Origin of the sequence: Vibrio sp. BS-M-Sm-2 (assembly GCF_041504345.1) — a bacterium.
Taxonomy (GTDB): Bacteria; Pseudomonadota; Gammaproteobacteria; order Enterobacterales; family Vibrionaceae; genus Vibrio; species Vibrio satsumensis.
In genome coordinates this window covers 2,178,946-2,195,829 of sequence record NZ_CP167894.1, presented here as the reverse complement: position 1 = coordinate 2,195,829, position 16,884 = coordinate 2,178,946, and the positions used below count along the sequence as shown (strand labels likewise).

General features: G+C 45.6%; 18 protein-coding genes. 12 read left to right on the top strand and 6 right to left on the bottom strand.

Translation table 11 applies throughout. The features are described from left to right. Window positions 1-206: 206 nt before the first annotated feature. Window positions 207-527 (top strand): met regulon transcriptional regulator MetJ, encoded by a 321-nt coding sequence (gene metJ / locus AB8613_RS09970; protein ID WP_004415993.1) that lies wholly within the window; start codon window positions 207-209, stop codon window positions 525-527. A 207-nt stretch (window positions 528-734) separates the two neighbouring features. Here metJ and AB8613_RS09965 read toward each other — a convergent pair whose 3' ends face one another. Continuing rightward, window positions 735-2,042, bottom strand: a complete 1,308-nt coding sequence (locus AB8613_RS09965; protein ID WP_146492423.1) for a malic enzyme-like NAD(P)-binding protein — start codon at window positions 2,040-2,042, stop codon at window positions 735-737. A 332-nt stretch (window positions 2,043-2,374) separates the two neighbouring features. After that, window positions 2,375-2,593 (bottom strand): 50S ribosomal protein L31, encoded by a 219-nt coding sequence (rpmE, locus tag AB8613_RS09960; RefSeq protein WP_076656772.1) that lies wholly within the window; start codon window positions 2,591-2,593, stop codon window positions 2,375-2,377. A 331-nt stretch (window positions 2,594-2,924) separates the two neighbouring features. Here rpmE and priA point away from each other — a divergent pair, with 331 nt between their 5' ends. The 7 genes from priA to rraA all read left to right on the top strand — a co-directional run bounded on the left by priA (window position 2,925) and on the right by rraA (window position 10,869). Then, window positions 2,925-5,126, top strand: a complete 2,202-nt coding sequence (gene priA, locus AB8613_RS09955) for a primosomal protein N' (RefSeq protein WP_210446818.1) — start codon at window positions 2,925-2,927, stop codon at window positions 5,124-5,126. Between the two features lie 240 nt (window positions 5,127-5,366). Then, window positions 5,367-6,371, top strand: a complete 1,005-nt coding sequence (gene cytR, locus AB8613_RS09950; RefSeq protein WP_048659182.1) for a DNA-binding transcriptional regulator CytR — start codon at window positions 5,367-5,369, stop codon at window positions 6,369-6,371. 122 nt (window positions 6,372-6,493) lie between these two features. Continuing rightward, a complete protein-coding gene (ftsN, locus tag AB8613_RS09945; protein ID WP_327785129.1) occupies window positions 6,494-7,033 on the top strand; it encodes a cell division protein FtsN in 540 nt (179 codons plus the stop codon). A gap of 223 nt (window positions 7,034-7,256) precedes the next feature. Next, a complete protein-coding gene (gene hslV / locus AB8613_RS09940; protein ID WP_004729692.1) occupies window positions 7,257-7,805 on the top strand; it encodes an ATP-dependent protease subunit HslV in 549 nt (182 codons plus the stop codon). 58 nt (window positions 7,806-7,863) lie between these two features. Beyond that, window positions 7,864-9,204: an HslU--HslV peptidase ATPase subunit gene (hslU, locus tag AB8613_RS09935; protein ID WP_048605412.1), complete on the top strand. Its 1,341-nt coding sequence runs from the start codon at window positions 7,864-7,866 to the stop codon at window positions 9,202-9,204. A 155-nt stretch (window positions 9,205-9,359) separates the two neighbouring features. Then, a complete protein-coding gene (locus AB8613_RS09930; RefSeq protein WP_210446820.1) occupies window positions 9,360-10,277 on the top strand; it encodes a 1,4-dihydroxy-2-naphthoate polyprenyltransferase in 918 nt (305 codons plus the stop codon). A gap of 73 nt (window positions 10,278-10,350) precedes the next feature. Beyond that, a complete protein-coding gene (gene rraA, locus AB8613_RS09925) occupies window positions 10,351-10,869 on the top strand; it encodes a ribonuclease E activity regulator RraA (RefSeq protein ID WP_017061152.1) in 519 nt (172 codons plus the stop codon). A gap of 93 nt (window positions 10,870-10,962) precedes the next feature. Here rraA and zapB read toward each other — a convergent pair whose 3' ends face one another. Further along, window positions 10,963-11,205 carry a cell division protein ZapB gene (gene zapB, locus AB8613_RS09920; RefSeq protein ID WP_008219652.1) on the bottom strand — a complete coding sequence of 81 codons (243 nt, stop codon included), beginning with the start codon at window positions 11,203-11,205 and terminating at the stop codon, window positions 10,963-10,965. Between the two features lie 324 nt (window positions 11,206-11,529). On the opposite strand from zapB, the gene glpX reads away from it, so the two are divergent. From glpX to AB8613_RS09905, 3 genes are all read left to right on the top strand, one after another. Beyond that, window positions 11,530-12,537 (top strand): class II fructose-bisphosphatase, encoded by a 1,008-nt coding sequence (gene glpX, locus AB8613_RS09915; RefSeq protein WP_285953296.1) that lies wholly within the window; start codon window positions 11,530-11,532, stop codon window positions 12,535-12,537. Between the two features lie 198 nt (window positions 12,538-12,735). Then, window positions 12,736-13,356 (top strand): metalloregulator ArsR/SmtB family transcription factor, encoded by a 621-nt coding sequence (locus tag AB8613_RS09910; protein WP_146492418.1) that lies wholly within the window; start codon window positions 12,736-12,738, stop codon window positions 13,354-13,356. A gap of 122 nt (window positions 13,357-13,478) precedes the next feature. Next, a complete protein-coding gene (locus tag AB8613_RS09905; protein ID WP_372384816.1) occupies window positions 13,479-13,826 on the top strand; it encodes a DUF3135 domain-containing protein in 348 nt (115 codons plus the stop codon). 61 nt (window positions 13,827-13,887) lie between these two features. On the opposite strand, the gene AB8613_RS09900 is transcribed toward AB8613_RS09905, so the two are convergent. After that, window positions 13,888-14,316 (bottom strand): DUF805 domain-containing protein, encoded by a 429-nt coding sequence (locus AB8613_RS09900; protein ID WP_060983409.1) that lies wholly within the window; start codon window positions 14,314-14,316, stop codon window positions 13,888-13,890. A gap of 45 nt (window positions 14,317-14,361) precedes the next feature. Further along, the gene (locus AB8613_RS09895) at window positions 14,362-14,709 is read right to left on the bottom strand and encodes a 5-carboxymethyl-2-hydroxymuconate Delta-isomerase (protein ID WP_017061157.1); all 348 of its coding nucleotides are present in this window, start codon (window positions 14,707-14,709) and stop codon (window positions 14,362-14,364) included. A 249-nt stretch (window positions 14,710-14,958) separates the two neighbouring features. On the opposite strand from AB8613_RS09895, the gene tpiA reads away from it, so the two are divergent. Then, window positions 14,959-15,729 (top strand): triose-phosphate isomerase, encoded by a 771-nt coding sequence (gene tpiA / locus AB8613_RS09890; RefSeq protein ID WP_146492416.1) that lies wholly within the window; start codon window positions 14,959-14,961, stop codon window positions 15,727-15,729. Window positions 15,730-15,880: 151 nt separating this feature from the next. Here tpiA and pfkA read toward each other — a convergent pair whose 3' ends face one another. Further along, window positions 15,881-16,843: a 6-phosphofructokinase gene (gene pfkA / locus AB8613_RS09885; RefSeq protein WP_017061160.1), complete on the bottom strand. Its 963-nt coding sequence runs from the start codon at window positions 16,841-16,843 to the stop codon at window positions 15,881-15,883. Between the last annotated feature and the right edge of the window lie 41 nt (window positions 16,844-16,884).

Sequence of the window (16,884 nt, the reverse complement as noted above, 5' to 3'; positions counted from 1 at the left end):
GTGCTTCCTTACAAGTTTTGCGTCTGAGAATCACAGCTGCTTGTCGGCATTTTGCGGCTGTGTTAGATATATGTTATTCACTTTACTTTCATAAACGTGAGACGTCAACACTTCTAGACGTCCATATGTCTTTGCTTATGGCGGTAAATCCCGCTAAAATCACCACTATTAATTTATTCTAACAACTAAAGTGATGAAGGTACGCAATGGCCGACTGGAATGGTGAATACATAAGCCCATATGCTGAGCATGGAAAGAAAAGCGAACAAGTAAAGAAGATTACAGTTTCTATCCCTCTAAAAGTGTTAAAGGTTCTAACTGACGAGCGTACTCGCCGCCAGATTAACAACCTACGCCATGCAACAAACAGTGAGCTACTGTGCGAAGCCTTTCTACATGCGTACACAGGCCAACCACTACCAACGGATGAAGACCTTCGTAAAGACCGTCCTGACGATATCCCTGCTGAAGTGAAAAAGCTGATGACAGAAATGGGCATCGAGTTCGAAGCGTTTGACGAAGAATAAAAACAACTCAGTCACTGCCTTCATTATTGATTCGCTCTAGCTGAACCCTATTTATCACACCGCGCATTGTTTTTTATGACTGCGCTGTGAATGATAGACATAAAAAAACCGACTCCAGATGAGTCGGTTTTTTATTATTCTTTTCGTCTCGATAACGAAACGACGATACCAGAAGATTATGTCATCCAGTCTCTATGCCATATGCTTCTATGCCATGTAGTTAGCAGGCATCTCGATACGAGCTACGCCAGATTCAACAGCCGCTTCTGCTACTGCTTTTGCTACGCGAGGAAGTAGACGTGGGTCCATTGGCTTAGGAATGATGTAACCCTTACCGAACTCCAGTGCAGTCTCGCCCGCAGCTGCTAGTACTTCAGCTGGAACTTCTTCTTTCGCCAGTTCACGAATCGCTTTAACCGCCGCTAGCTTCATTTCGTCATTGATTTCGCTCGCACGCACGTCTAGTGCACCACGGAAAATGAATGGGAAACAAAGTACGTTGTTTACTTGGTTAGGGTAATCACTGCGGCCTGTACCCATGATAAGGTCAGAACGAACTTCGTGAGCAAGCTCTGGCTTGATCTCTGGATCTGGGTTTGAACATGCAAACACAACTGGCTTATCAGCCATCAGCGTTAGAGCTTCTGCTGGAAGCAGGTTAGGACCCGATACACCCAAGAACAGGTCAGCGCCTTCGATAACATCTTCAAGCGTACGCTTGTCGGTATTGTTTGCGAACAGCTCTTTGTATTCGTTTAGGTCATCACGACGAGTGTGGATCACACCTTTACGGTCAAGCATGTAGATTTTTTCACGCTGAGCGCCACACTTAATCAGTAGTTCCATACAAGCAACCGCAGCTGCGCCAGCACCTAAACAAACGATCTTACACTCTTCAAGTTTCTTACCTTGAAGTTCGATCGCGTTCAGCATACCCGCTGCTGTCACAATCGCAGTACCGTGTTGGTCATCGTGGAATACCGGAACATCACAACGTTCAATCAGGCGACGTTCAATCTCAAAACAGTCTGGTGCTTTGATGTCTTCCAGGTTAATACCGCCGAATGTATCTGCGATATTCGCAACCGTATCAACGAACTCATCGATTGTGCGGTGTTTTACTTCAATATCGATAGAATCTAAACCAGCAAAACGCTTAAACAGGAGCGCTTTACCTTCCATAACAGGTTTAGAAGCAATAGGACCAAGGTTACCTAGGCCAAGAATCGCTGTACCGTTAGAGATAACTGCAACCATGTTGCCTTTACCTGTGTACTTATAAACGTTATCGACGTTCTGTGCGATCTCGCGAACAGGCTCGGCTACGCCTGGGCTGTATGCAAGTGCTAGGTCTTCTGCAGAGTTTGCAGGCTTCGTCAGTTCTACGGCAATTTTGCCAGGAATTGGGAACTCATGGTAATCAAGAGCTTGCTGACGGAATTGTTCTTGAGGCGATAACGATTTTTCAGATGATAACGCTTGAGAGGATTGAGCTTGGCTGCTGTCTTCAGACATAGGTGTAGGTTCCTAGGGTATTATTATTTGGGGGATCTTGTTCATGTTAATGGATGTACTTCAAAGTTCCTAGGTGGTTGAAGCCTCTGTCTCATTAAAAAACGAGATTTCACTACTAATAAGACCAGTGAGCAGTTGAAATTACTGTCGCTTGTTGAACTTTCGAGCTGAATTTGGTGAAGAGAGGTACGCAAGGAATTGCCCTGCAATAGAAAGGTAGGCACCTTATCGTTAGGCGGGATTGAAGCTTGAATGAAAGTCACTGCTTTCTCAAATTACAGGCAACAAAAAAGGACACCGAAGTGTCCTTTTTCATGTCTAAATAGCGAGAATTACTTCTTGCTAGAAAGAGCACCGAAACGCTTGTTGAAGCGATCAACACGGCCGCCAGTATCTACGATACGTTGCTTACCAGTGTAGAACGGGTGACATTTGTCACATACGTCTAGGTGGATTGATTCTTTTGCTAGCGTTGAGTTGAACTCAAATGTGTTGCCGCAAGAACAAGTTGCAGAAACTGCTTTGTATTCTGGGTGGATTCCAGCTTTCATGGGATAACCTCAAGTAGGCCGTGTCGCTATACGATTCTAAGCCGCACACCACACGTAGTTTAAAAAAGAAATAAAGACACCGCATCGACACAAAAGAGTGATGAAGCCATACCTTTAAGGCGCAGTATAGTAATGAATCTAAAAGGCAGGATCAACTGATTTGATACATTTTTCACCAATTCTCTCTTTATTTCCTTTATCGCCCTGAGATTTCGAGCTGTCGTTGTCTGTATACGTTAACTCGCCGCCTTCATCCAAACTGCTTCTCGAATTTAACCGCCTTATCCTTTAGACTGTTCGCTCTCGTCAACTCAGATAAAGCCGTCCCTTTATGCGTCCAATGATTGCCCGCGTGGCACTGCCTGTTCCACTCGACAAGCAGTTCGATTACAAGATTCCTAGCCATCTATTTCCGATTATTGGTGGACGAGTCTCTGTGCCTTTTGGACGACAAACCTTAACCGGTATTGTAACGGCTCTGGTTAACGAATCTGAATTCGAGCTAGACAAGCTCAAACCCATTAAAGCCCTATTAGACAATCAGCCTGTTTGGCCGGAATCTGTCTATTCACTGTTAATGTGGTGCAGTCAATTTTATCAGTACCCTCTTGGCGAGACCTTTGCTAACGCCCTTCCGAGCGCTCTAAGAAAAGGCAAAGCCGCCGACTTCGCAACGCTGGTTGAGTGGCAGTTAACGCCATCAGGCAAAGACCAACTGATGCAAGGTTTTGGTCGCGCAGTCAAACAAGCCAAAGTGATGCACATGCTTGAGCACGGCCCCGTACCCCATCAAGAGTTCATTGATGAAGAAGTTGGCAGCGCCGTACTCAAGACACTAGAAGAGAAAGGCTGGATTGAATCGGTAGAGAAAAAGCCGAAGCGTCAGGCGTGGCCAGTTGATCTTGAAAACGACCAAGACAAACCTAAGCTCAATGCTGAACAAGCCATCGCGATTGCGACCGTAAATAGCCAAACCGACTTTGGTTGTTTCCTGTTAGAAGGCGTTACTGGCTCAGGTAAGACCGAGGTTTACCTGAATATGATTAAGCCGATTCTCGATCAAGGTAAACAAGCGTTAGTACTCGTGCCTGAGATTGGCCTCACCCCTCAAACGATTAACCGCTTTAAGCGACGCTTTAATGTGCCTGTTGAGGTTATCCACTCAGGTTTAAACGATTCTGAGCGACTGAATGCTTGGTTATCGGCGCGTGATAAAATAGCGGGCATCGTGATTGGTACCCGTTCGGCTCTGTTCACGCCGTTTGCGGATCTGGGCATTATCATTGTCGATGAAGAACACGACGCGTCTTATAAACAACAAGATAGCCTGCGCTACCACGCTCGAGATGTGGCGATCATGCGTGCTCATAAAGCACAGATTCCAATAGTGTTAGGCTCGGCGACTCCGGCCTTTGAAACACTGCACAACGCTCAGATTGGTAAATACAGTTATCTCACCCTTACTTCACGTGCGGGTGTCGCACTGCCGACCACCAATAAGGTATTGGATGTTAAAGGAGAATATCTAGAAAGTGGCTTGTCTGCGTCGTTGATTGCAGAGATGCAAAGACACCTCAAAGCAGGTAACCAAGTGATGCTGTTCCTCAATCGCCGCGGGTTTTCTCCGGCATTGATGTGTCACGATTGTGGTTGGACAGCCGAGTGTAAGCGCTGTGATGCGTACTATACCTACCATCAATACAGTAATGAAATGCGCTGCCACCATTGTGGCTCGCAACAGCATATCGTGCACAATTGCCAAGGTTGTGGGTCTGCGAACTTAGTGACTGTGGGTGTCGGTACCGAGCAGTTAGAGGCTCAGCTTGGCCAACTATTCCCTGAATACAAAACCATTCGTATTGACCGTGACAGCACCCGCAGGAAAGGCAGCTTAGAAAGCGCACTAGAGTCGATTCGTAAGGGGGAATACCAAATTCTTATCGGTACGCAGATGCTTGCTAAGGGCCACCATTTCCCTGATGTGACACTCGTGGCGTTATTGGATGTCGATGGCTCTTTATACAGCAGTGACTTCCGAGCCTCTGAGCGTCTTGCTCAGCTTTTTATTCAAGTGGCTGGTCGTGCAGGTCGTGCTAGTAAGCCAGGTGAGGTGATCTTACAAACGCACCACCCAGAACACGGGTTGCTGCAGGCGCTACTACATAAAGATTATAACCACTTTGCTCAAACGGCCTTGGCAGAGCGTAAACAGGCTATGTTGCCACCTTATACCTTTATGACGCTGTTTAGAGCAGAAGCGAACGACACGCGCTTGGTGGAAGAGTTCTTACGTCAAGTTCGTCACACATTGGAATCGCATCCACTGTTTGATCAATATTGCATGGTGTTAGGGCCAACCCCGGCCCCGTTAGCAAAACGAGCGGGCAAATCTCGCTGGCAGTTAATCTTACAAACTCAGACGCGCTCGTTAATGCAGAAGCTATTAATGAGTGCCAAGCCGGCCATCAATATGTTACCTGCTGCGAAAAAAGTCCGTTGGTCACTCGATATTGAGCCGCAAGATTTGAGCTAAACCCACTTGGGTTAAAACTAATGATAAGTTTGTTCACAAATATTTCATATTTATCGTGAGCAACTTCACACTAGTCATGTGATTTTTGTTAATCTAGCCGTAACTTTACACGGACTAAACGAATAAAATATTGCAATAAAAAAAGTGTTAGCAACACTTTCATAATATCTATTCGATTACATTTATTATTCATGCCTTAGATACTTAGGCAGCAAAGGAACTTAAAAGAGGGTTTAATTTATGGCGACAATGAAGGATGTTGCCCAGCTAGCAGGCGTCTCAACAGCCACAGTATCACGTGCATTGATGAACCCTGAGAAAGTCTCAGTTTCAACTCGTAAACGAGTGGAAACAGCAGTACTTGAAGCTGGATACTCACCCAATACATTAGCTCGAAACTTACGTCGCAACGAATCAAAAACCATCATCACAATCGTTCCTGATATCTGTGACCCTTATTTCGCCGAGATCATTCGTGGTATCGAAGATGCCGCAGTAGAAAATGACTACCTTGTCTTACTGGGTGATAGCGGCCAACAAAAGAAGCGTGAGTCTTCGTTTGTTAACTTAGTTTTCACCAAACAAGCTGACGGCATGCTGTTACTTGGCACTGACCATCCATTTGATGTCAGTAAGTCTGAACAAAAGAACTTACCACCAATGGTGATGGCGTGTGAGTTTGCCCCTGAGCTTGAACTTCCTACCGTACACATCGATAACCTGACCTCGGCATTTGAAGCGGTTAACTACCTAGCTCAGTTAGGTCATAAACGTATTGCTCAAATCTCAGGCCCAGTATCAGCAACACTTTGTAAGTTCCGTCAACAAGGCTACCAACAAGCGCTACGCCGTGCTGGAGTCTCAATGAATCCAGCCTACAGTACCGTCGGTGATTTTACCTTTGAAGCGGGTGCTCAAGCAGTTCGTCAATTGCTAGCACTACCTGAGCAACCAACCGCTATCTTCTGTCACAACGATGCGATGGCCATTGGCGCTATTCAAGAAGCGAAGAAGCTAGGCTTACGCGTTCCTCAAGACCTATCGATTGTCGGCTTCGATGACATCCAATTTGCTCAATACTGCGATCCACCGCTCACCACCATCTCTCAACCTCGTTATGAGATTGGACGCCAAGCGATGTTGATGATGCTTGATCTACTGAAAGGCAACGATGTGCAAGCAGGTTCGCGTCTACTTGAAGCTAAATTAGTGGTTCGAGGCAGTACAGCACCACCTCGAATGTAACCCTCAAAAATACCCTTACAAATCTGCGGCACATTTTGATGTGCCGCTTCCATTTCTACACTATTATCCTCGCGCAATCTGGATTACCATGAGGGCAGAATCAGCAACTATTGAATTGTCTTGTGGCTAATAGAGATTATGTAAAGCGCGGTCGTGGTACGAAAAAGCCGACCAAGAAACAAGCCCCTCGCCGTAAACCTTGGCGCAGTGGTCTTTTGGCGATCCTCCTTGCCGGTGGTTTTGGTTACGGACTTTACCTATTGAGTAATGATCCTGAGCCGCCAGCACCAACACCTGTGGCTACCAAACCAAAACCTAAGCCAAAACCAGCGAAAGTGATTCCACCGCCTCCCGAAGAGAAGTGGGACTACGTTGAAACGCTGCCAAGCCGCGAAATTGAAGTAAAAGCCAAAGAACAACAGATCTCTAAGATCCCTTACGTGATGCAGTGTGGCGCTTACAAAACGTCAGCACAGGCAGAAACGCGCAAGTTAGATATTGCGTTCCAAGGTATCTCGAGTGAAATCCGTAAAAAAGACGGCAGTAGCTGGTACCGTGTGGTTCTAGGGCCATACAAATTGAAGCGTGACGCAGAACGCGATCGCCATAAGCTGCAACGAGCAAAAATCGAACCTTGTGCTATTTGGAAAGACACCGAGTAGTTTTGAGTTCAGCGTCAGTCTCTGTCTTAGTAAAAGCCAAAACCAAACACCGAAAACCTCCCATTGTGGAGGTTTTCTTTTATCCCCCTCCCCTTTAGCCAAATTTCCTTACAACTTCCACCGATAAGTTGCACGACATCACTCCCCCTTCCTTGAATTATCCGAGCACCATCCTCATATACTTTTTATACCCAAAGATAAGAAATATTAAGAGGCCCTACTCGTGACTACCATTGTATCTGTACGTCGTAATAATAAAGTCGTCATCGCGGGTGATGGACAAGTATCTCTAGGCAATACTGTAATGAAGGGCAATGCCCGTAAAGTACGTCGCCTATACAACAACAAAGTACTGGCAGGTTTTGCTGGCGGTACCGCTGATGCTTTCACGCTATTCGAAAAATTTGAAAGCAAGCTGCAAATGCACCAAGGCCACCTGACCAAAGCTGCCGTTGAGCTAGCGAAGGATTGGCGTAGCGACCGTGCTCTACGTAAGTTAGAAGCACTGTTAGCAGTAGCGGATGAGACCGCTTCACTGATCATCACAGGTAACGGTGACGTAGTTCAACCTGAGAACGATCTGATTGCGATCGGTTCAGGCGGTAACTTTGCTCAAGCAGCAGCTACTGCACTATTAGAAAATACTGATTTAGATGCGCGTGAAATCGCAGAGAAGTCGCTGAACATTGCAGGCGATATCTGTGTCTTCACCAACCATCACCACACTATTGAAGAACTAGAAAGCACCGTTGAGCTGCCAAAGCCAGAGTAACGACCGCTTCCATCAATAACGTTGTATTCAACAGTGATTAAAGAATTAAGGAAAAACCATGTCTGAGATGACTCCTCGCGAAATTGTTCACGAACTCAATCGCCACATAATCGGCCAAGACAACGCTAAACGTTCAGTTGCCATCGCTCTGCGTAACCGCTGGCGTCGTATGCAGCTTGAAGAAAGCCTGCGTGTTGAAGTATCACCAAAGAACATCCTAATGATTGGCCCAACGGGTGTGGGTAAAACTGAAATTGCTCGCCGTCTAGCGAAACTAGCAAACGCGCCTTTCATCAAGGTAGAAGCGACTAAGTTCACCGAAGTTGGCTACGTTGGTAAAGAAGTTGAGACCATCATCCGTGATCTAACGGACGTTGCAATCAAGATGACACACCAACAAGCGATGGAAAAAGTACAATACCGCGCTGAAGAACAAGCGGAAGAACGCATTCTTGATGCCCTTCTACCACCTGCTCGTGATGCGTGGGGTCAGAACGAGCAATCAACTGAAGACACCACCTCTTCAAACACTCGTCAGATTTTCCGTAAGAAACTGCGTGAAGGTAAGCTAGACGACAAAGAGATCGAAGTTGATGTAGCTGCACCGCAAATGGGCGTTGAAATCATGTCACCTCCAGGTATGGAAGAGATGACAAACCAGCTGCAAGGTATGTTCCAAAACCTAGCGGGCGACACCAAGAAAAAACGCAAGATGAAAATCAAAGACGCATTCAAAGCACTGACGGAAGAAGAAGCTTCAAAGCTTGTGAACCAAGAAGAGCTAAAAGAGAATGCGATCTTCAACGCAGAAAATAACGGTATCGTCTTCATCGATGAGATCGACAAAATCTGTAAGCGTGGCGACAGCTCAGGCCCAGACGTATCTCGCGAAGGTGTGCAACGTGACCTACTGCCTCTTATTGAAGGCAGCACAGTATCAACGAAGCACGGCATGGTTAAAACTGACCACATATTGTTTATCACATCAGGCGCATTCCAAGTGGCTAAGCCATCTGATCTGATCCCTGAACTACAAGGTCGTCTGCCAATCCGCGTAGAGCTTGAAGCGCTTTCAGCACATGACTTCAAACGCATCCTGACTGAACCAAAAGCATCTCTAACAGAGCAATACATTGCCCTAATGAAAACAGAAGATGTCAGCATTGAGTTCACTGAAGATGGCATCAACCAGATTGCGGACGCAGCATGGCGCGTAAACGAAACCACTGAGAACATCGGTGCGCGTCGTCTACACACTGTAATGGAGCGCCTAATGGATGAGATTTCATTCGAAGCAACAGACAAAGCTGGCAGCAAGCTAGTGATTGATGAAGCTTACGTAACATCAAAACTTGGTGAGTTCGTAGAAGACGAAGACCTAAGTCGCTTCATCCTGTAGCACACCAAACTCCAACTTATTGCTCTATCTCAAAGAAATAGCAGCTAATAAGCGAATTCAAGGCCCACTTTCGAGTGGGCTTTTTATTACCCGAAAAATGGGCGTATACTCAAATCACAGTATGAAACGAAGACTTACAAAGAATTAGACCTACGATGAAACAATCTCTACTGATTTGGCTTGATGCCGCACGACCAAAAACTCTGCCTCTCGCACTTGTCTCTATTCTTACAGGAAGTAGTTTAGCGTTCGCCGGTGGTCAGTTTTCTTTATCAATAGCATTACTGGCTTTTTTAACCGCCACCCTATTACAGATTCTATCGAACCTCGCCAATGACTATGGCGACGCCGTAAAAGGCACAGACAACGAAAACCGTCTGGGGCCTACACGTGCCATGCAATCTGGCGCGGTAACAGCGAAAACCATGAAGCAAGCGATCATCCTCAACGTCATGTTTACCGTGATTGCCGGGCTGATTCTTATTTTTCATGCGCTGAGCTCGCTCGAAAGTATCTTATCTTTCATTGCGTTAGGCATATTGGCCATTGTTGCAGCCATCGCTTACACCGTCGGTAACAAACCTTATGGCTATATTGGCCTTGGTGACTTATCGGTGTTTATCTTCTTCGGTTTGTTAGGTGTTTCAGGGACTTACTTCTTACACACTGGCCATGTTGAACCCAGCCTGTTTTTGCCTGCTTTAGGCTGCGGACTGATGGCGGTGGCGGTACTCAATATCAACAACATGCGTGATATCGAAAACGACAGCGAATGCGGTAAGCGCACCATGGCGGTTCGCCTAGGACAGCGCAAAGCCAAGCACTATCATTTTGCACTGCTTGGCCTCGCCCTTGCGTCTTTCGCTATCTACCTACTTATTCAAGAAAAACCGGCCTGGATCAGTCTGCCGTTTTTACTGAGCATTATTATCGTTTATAAGCATGGTAAGGCTGTTTGGGAAACCGAAAAACCAGCACAGATCGCACCAATGATGCCTGTGATTGTGAAATGTTCATTGGTCACTAACCTATTGTTTGCAGGGGTTGTCGTAGCTCAAACTCTATTGAGTTAATTGAGACTAATCATTGCAAAGGGATCAAGCACCGATATACTCAAAGTAAGCTCATTGTTCAAAAGGTATACGAATGGAATACAACACTTCAGCACTGTGCGACATATATTTGGATCAAGTTGATGTCGTGGAGCCAATGTTCAGCAACTTCGGTGGACGTGCATCCTTCGCAGGACAGATCACGACATTAAAGTGTTTTGAAGATAACGCTTTAATTCGCTCCGTATTAGAACAAGATGGTCTAGGGCGTGTACTGTTAATCGATGGTGGCGGATCACTACGCAAAGCGCTGATCGATGCTGAAATTGCCTTACTTGCCGAAGACAATGAGTGGGAAGGGATTGTAGTTTACGGCTGCGTTCGTGAAGTCGATGAGCTTGAAGACATGAACCTCGGCATCCAAGCCTTGGCTTCTATCCCTGTAGGTGCGAGCCAAGAGGGTGTCGGTGAGTTAGACGTTCCTGTGAACTTTGGCAGCGTGACCTTCTTACCCGAAGATTACCTCTACGCAGACAACACCGGCATCATTCTTTCAGCAGAACCTTTGGACGTAGAACTCGATCTGGATGTTGAAGAAGAAGACGTCGAGTAATTCACTCAGCTTTGAATAATAAAACAAAGATTAAGAACAAACAAAAACGCCCGCTACTGAGTAGCGGGCGTTTTTTTAAACCTGAAGAGTCGATTACTCTACTTCATCCATTTTACCAAGAAGGTTACGGATGCGATCTTGCCATGCTGAATGCTCTTCCTGCATTTGCTGAGTTTTTTGCTCTAACTCGTGACGGCTTGCTTTAAGCTCACCAGCTTCTGTTGCTAGTGCTTGTTTCTCTTCTTTAAGCTCTTCCACTTCCATTTGAAGAAGTGCAATTGTATCTACTGCTGTTTGAATTTTTGCTTCTAGCTGCTCTAGTACTTCAAAAGACATTCTGGCCTACCTTTAAGTTATCCGTTTGATGGTGAAGGTTCACTCCACTTATTTCCCCATTCTACTCAGCAGAGCAAGGATAAACACTCAATATATTCGATATTTTGCGCCATTCGATGAAAAAAACAGCGCTTTTTACCGAATATTGACGTGAATGATTACCGCCACAACGGCAAACCGATTATTTTGATGAATAATAACTGTTTTCCACTGCGAATTGATCGAGAGCAATCTCCAAAAAACAAAAAGGCAAACGTTTCCTTTTGGATATGGTAAAATTCGCCGCGAAATTTCTATTCCCCCTTTGAAAATTTTGGAGTCCGCATGAAACGCGATTTAGCAATGTCATTCTCTCGTGTCACAGAAGGTGCAGCACTAGCTGGTTACAAGTGGCTTGGCCGTGGCGATAAAAACGCTGCAGATGGCGCTGCTGTAGAAGTAATGCGTAGCCTATTAAACAAAACCGAAATTAGCGGCGAGATTGTTATCGGCGAAGGTGAAATCGATGATGCACCTATGCTGTACATCGGCGAAAACGTAGGTGTAGGCGGCGACGCTGTCGACATCGCAGTTGACCCAATTGAAGGGACACGCATGACAGCAATGGGCCAATCAAATGCATTGGCTGTATTGGCGGCAGGCGAAAAAGGCAGCTTCCTTAAAGCGCCTGATATGTACATGGAAAAGCTAGTTGTTGGCCCGGGCGCTAAAGGCGTGATTGACCTAGAACTGCCACTCACAGAAAACCTAGAAAACATCGCTAAAGCACTAGGTAAAACACTCGATACTTTAGTAGTAACCACACTTGCGAAGCCTCGTCACGATCAAGTAATTGCCGATATGCAAGCCATGGGCGTTCGTGTATTCGCAGTACCAGATGGTGATGTTGCAGCGTCTATCCTAACCTGTATGCCAGACAGCGAAGTAGACGTCATGTACTGCATCGGCGGCGCACCTGAAGGTGTGGTTTCTGCTGCGGTAATTCGCGCACTCGACGGCGACATGCACGGACGTCTTCTACCTCGTCATGAAGTTAAAGGCGACACAGAAGAAAACCGCAAGCACGGTGAACTTGAGCTTGAGCGTTGTGCTGAAATGGGCGTAACGGCGGGTATCGTGTTGAAGATGGAAGACATGGCTCGCAGCGACAACGTTGTGTTCTCAGCAACAGGCATCACTAAAGGTGACTTGCTAGAAGGCATTTCTCGTCAAGGCAATATCGCGACAACAGAAACCCTGCTTATCCGTGGCCGCTGCCGTACTATTCGTCGTATCAAGTCTATTCACTACCTAGAGCGTAAAGACCCAGAAGTGATTGGTCACATCCTGTAAACCTAAACTAGGTTCAACAGAACACGCGAAGGCTGATACCAAGTATCAGCCTTTTGTTTTATTAGCGCACCAGAATCTGACCATGGCTGCCAATAGAGTAAAACGCTAGCTATAGAGTAAATCCCCATCAATATAGTAAATAGTTTGCTTTATAAACACCTTACCTCATAATAGTAAGGTTCATAAGGTAGGGATAGTATGAAAACAAGCGACAAAATCTTACAGACCATCAAACGTCAAGGTGCGGTAACCGCGAAACAACTGTCAGAAGAATTTGGCATGACGACAATGGGGGCAAGACAACATCTGCAAAGCCTGGAAGATGACGGTATTCTTGCGTTTCATGATGTGAAAGTAAAAGTGGGTCGCCCGACTCGCCACTGGTCCCTGACGCAACAAGGTCATAGTCAATTTTCCGACCGACATGGTGAACTCACCATTCAAGTGATTGATGCTGTAGAAAACCTATTTGGTAAAGAAGGATTGGCTAAGGTTGCTGCCGAACGTGAACAACACACACTCAAGCAGTATCAAACTGCGCTGTCTGATTGCGACTCACTCATCAGCAAACTTAAAAAACTCACCCAACTTCGTGAAAACGAAGGCTACATGGCAGAACTTCAAGAGCATGACGATCACTACATCTTGATCGAGAACCACTGCCCTATCTGCAAGGCTGCGACTCGTTGTCCTAGCCTGTGCCAATCTGAGCTCAATGTGTTTACTGAGTTACTCAAAGATGAGTGTCATGTGAGCCGTACAGAGCACATCATTGCTGGCGAGCGACGCTGTACTTATACCTTAACACCCACACTTTGATCATCACGGTAAGCGGTTAATGACGTCTCAATATTGAGAAAATATAAATAGATTAAAATTTGTACAAATTTCTTTCTTAAGCTTATAGCATATGAAACACGCTTAATGCTAAGGAAGGAATGATGGCGCATCCACAACCCGCTCAAAAACTGCCACCCTTTGATGAACTTGTCCAACTCGCGAAAAGCGATCCTAAAGCATTCAACCAATTCAAACACGAGATGTGCGAGCAGATGATTTGTTCGGCTTCTGAAGCCATGCAAGACAGGCTACGCGCTCAGCAAAGTCACATCGACTTAGTGGTTAGCCGTTGTAAAAACCCACACCATGCCAATGTTGTGCTCATGCAAGAACTTCGTTGTCAGGTATGTAAATTCCGAGATGCACTCGAAGGACGTTGCAGATTCGAAGAACCTCTACCTGAGAATGTTGTGCCCTTCAGGCCGAATACAGAGCCAAAAATGTACTGAAAGTAGAATAGTATAAAAAAGAAAAAAGGGAGCGCGATGCTCCCTTCTTATCTATTCCTTGTTAATACTTACACGGGTCTTCGCCGTAGTCGTTGCGGCCTTCTGTACCTTTCAACAAGCCACACTCAATAAGAATCCATAAACCACACACTAATGCCGCAACGGTTGCCGCCATATGAACTGGCGATACCGACTCTGTGGTAGTCGCAGCCATTGGTGAAGCTAAGCGACCCAGAACTAGAGGCACATTTAACAATAACCAGTAATTCGACTTATTGCGATCGTGCCAGCGCTTAGCGGTAACCGCTAGATCTGGGATCACTAGCAGCAATAGGAAGATTGGTAGCAGGATATAAGAGTAAGCAGGGAATAATACAGAGATACCAGAAGCAAAACCAGTAATCGCTATATAGTAGAAAATATTCCAAATCCAGTAAGTCTTACGACCAATTCTCCCCTTGAAAGAGAGCAGTAATTCTTTCATCGACATCTTAAATACTCAAATTTATACGCCGCTAAAAGTCAGCAGCAATGGTTAGTTTATTACTTTTTGAAAGCAACTTTTATCCATATCACGAATATTCACCGTTAAGCTTCTTACATGACTCGCTTGTTCTTGCAGGATCTGCATTAACGATCGTGACAATTCTCGCTTTTGCTCTTCCGTTCGTCCCGAAAGTAACTCAAAGCTGATATGAATAAAGTCTACACTATCTTCCTCATCACCGACCAACCAATTATGGCAACGCAGTGAACGAGACTTCACTGACGGCACATCAAACAAGCCACATGTGAGAGCGACTTGATGGAGATCTTCCAGTAAGCCTTGGATATTTACTCGCTCATCCACTGAATTGGAGTACTCAAGAACTAGATTCGGCATTGTTACTTCCTGTTGTTAACGCAATCGTTTGTCCCTTAATAACAACTAACGGTGAAAAATCCGAGAAGTTAGCTATTATTCTGTCTGCCGGATCACTGATATATGCTCAAAATCTACTCTGACCATTGAGTAAGATCCAAGAAAGTCATGACCACAGTCATGATCTGTTGATATTATTCTGTTATATTATTTCGTAATAAAGTTTACTTTTTTACATTCGATTTATTTAAATACTTTGGAGATATTCCTATGCGTCATCCTGTAGTTATGGGTAACTGGAAACTAAACGGCAGCAAAGAAATGGTTGTTGAACTACTAAACGGTCTTAACGCTGAACTTGAAGGCGTAACAGGCGTAGACGTAGCAGTTGCTCCACCAGCACTTTTCGTTGATCTAGCAGAGCGTACGCTTACTGAAGCGGGCAGCGCGATCATCCTAGGTGCTCAAAACTCTGACCTAAACAACAGCGGTGCATTCACTGGCGACATGTCTCCAGCAATGCTTAAAGAGTTCGGCGCATCTCACATCATCATCGGTCACTCTGAGCGTCGTGAATACCACAATGAATCAGATGAGTTCGTAGCTAAGAAATTCGCATTCCTAAAAGAGAACGGCCTAACTCCAGTTCTTTGTATCGGTGAATCTGAAGCACAAAACGAAGCAGGCGAAACTGTTGCAGTATGTGCACGTCAACTTGACGCAGTTATCAACACTCAAGGTGTTGAAGCTCTTGAAGGCGCTATCATCGCTTACGAACCAATCTGGGCTATCGGTACTGGTAAAGCAGCTACAGCTGAAGATGCACAACGCATCCACGCTCAAATCCGTGCACACATCGCAGAGAAATCTGAAGAAGTTGCTAAGAAAGTTGTTATCCAATACGGCGGTTCTGTTAAGCCAGAAAACGCAGCAGCTTACTTCGCACAACCAGACATCGACGGTGCTCTAGTTGGCGGTGCAGCTCTAGACGCGAAAAGCTTCGCAGCTATCGCTAAAGCAGCAGCTGAAGCAAAAGCTTAATTTAAACGTCACCGTTTAGATTAGATGAAAGGTCAACTTAGGTTGGCCTTTTTTATTGCCTGTAGTTTTTGAAACCTCAAACGACAGGTACAAAAAAACCGCTGATAAATCAGCGGTTTTTAAATATTTTCAAGCGAACGCTAAGCGTGGCTTAGAACAACTCTTCTGCAACGCGGAATAGCTCAGAACGGTCTGGGTTCTGCATGTTCTCGATACAATCGATGATATCGTGGTGAACAAGTTCTTCTTTCTCGATACCAACACAACGACCACCGTGGCCTTCTTGAAGAAGGTGAACAGCGTAGTTACCCATGCGAGAAGCCAGTACACGGTCAAATGCAGTAGGACGACCACCACGTTGGATGTGACCAAGAACCGTTGCACGAGTTTCACGACCAGTTGAAGATTCGATCTCTTTAGCCAGTTCGTTCGCATCCATCATTAGCTCAGTTAGAGCGATGATTGCGTGCTTCTTACCTTTAGCAATACCATCTTGGATGTTGCTGATAAGCTGTTCTTTATCTAGACCAGTCTCTGGAGTAATGATGTACTCACAACCACCCGCGATTGCTGACATAAGCGTAAGGTCACCACAGTGACGGCCCATGATTTCAACAATAGAAATACGTTGGTGAGAAGAAGACGTGTCACGTAGACGGTCAATTGAATCGATAACAGTGTTAAGCGCTGTTAGGTAGCCGATTGTGTAGTCAGTACCCGCGATATCGTTATCGATTGTGCCTGGAAGACCGATACATGGGTAACCCATTTCAGTCAGTTTCTTAGCACCCATGTAAGAGCCGTCACCACCGATAACAACTAGTGCTTCGATACCGTGCTTCTTAAGGTTCTCGATGCCTTTCTCACGAACAGCAACGTCTTTGAACTCAGGGAAACGTGCAGAACCTAAGAAAGTACCACCACGGTTGATTACGTCAGATACGCTTGAACGGTCAAGCTTTTCGATACGATCTTCAACAAGGCCTTGGTAGCCATCGTAAATGCCGTAAACTTCAATGCCAACTGATAGTGCAGTACGAACTACGCCGCGAACTGCTGCGTTCATGCCTGGAGCGTCACCACCACTGGTCAAAACACCGATCTTCTTAATCATGCTCACCCTCGATTTTTGGGAATCTATTATTCAATTCTTTT

Coding starts and splice junctions, on each gene's coding strand:
- priA (WP_210446818.1), top strand. CDS start 2,925: ATGCGTCCAATGATTGCCCGCGTGGCACTGCCTGTTCCACTCGACAAG.
- AB8613_RS09930 (WP_210446820.1), top strand. CDS start 9,360: ATGAAACAATCTCTACTGATTTGGCTTGATGCCGCACGACCAAAAACT.
- cytR (WP_048659182.1), top strand. CDS start 5,367: ATGGCGACAATGAAGGATGTTGCCCAGCTAGCAGGCGTCTCAACAGCC.
- metJ (WP_004415993.1), top strand. CDS start 207: ATGGCCGACTGGAATGGTGAATACATAAGCCCATATGCTGAGCATGGA.
- AB8613_RS09900 (WP_060983409.1), bottom strand. CDS start 14,316: ATGTCGATGAAAGAATTACTGCTCTCTTTCAAGGGGAGAATTGGTCGT.
- zapB (WP_008219652.1), bottom strand. CDS start 11,205: ATGTCTTTTGAAGTACTAGAGCAGCTAGAAGCAAAAATTCAAACAGCA.
- AB8613_RS09965 (WP_146492423.1), bottom strand. CDS start 2,042: ATGTCTGAAGACAGCAGCCAAGCTCAATCCTCTCAAGCGTTATCATCT.
- rpmE (WP_076656772.1), bottom strand. CDS start 2,593: ATGAAAGCTGGAATCCACCCAGAATACAAAGCAGTTTCTGCAACTTGT.
- AB8613_RS09895 (WP_017061157.1), bottom strand. CDS start 14,709: ATGCCGAATCTAGTTCTTGAGTACTCCAATTCAGTGGATGAGCGAGTA.
- hslU (WP_048605412.1), top strand. CDS start 7,864: ATGTCTGAGATGACTCCTCGCGAAATTGTTCACGAACTCAATCGCCAC.
- glpX (WP_285953296.1), top strand. CDS start 11,530: ATGAAACGCGATTTAGCAATGTCATTCTCTCGTGTCACAGAAGGTGCA.
- AB8613_RS09910 (WP_146492418.1), top strand. CDS start 12,736: ATGAAAACAAGCGACAAAATCTTACAGACCATCAAACGTCAAGGTGCG.
- AB8613_RS09905 (WP_372384816.1), top strand. CDS start 13,479: ATGGCGCATCCACAACCCGCTCAAAAACTGCCACCCTTTGATGAACTT.
- rraA (WP_017061152.1), top strand. CDS start 10,351: ATGGAATACAACACTTCAGCACTGTGCGACATATATTTGGATCAAGTT.
- tpiA (WP_146492416.1), top strand. CDS start 14,959: ATGCGTCATCCTGTAGTTATGGGTAACTGGAAACTAAACGGCAGCAAA.
- pfkA (WP_017061160.1), bottom strand. CDS start 16,843: ATGATTAAGAAGATCGGTGTTTTGACCAGTGGTGGTGACGCTCCAGGC.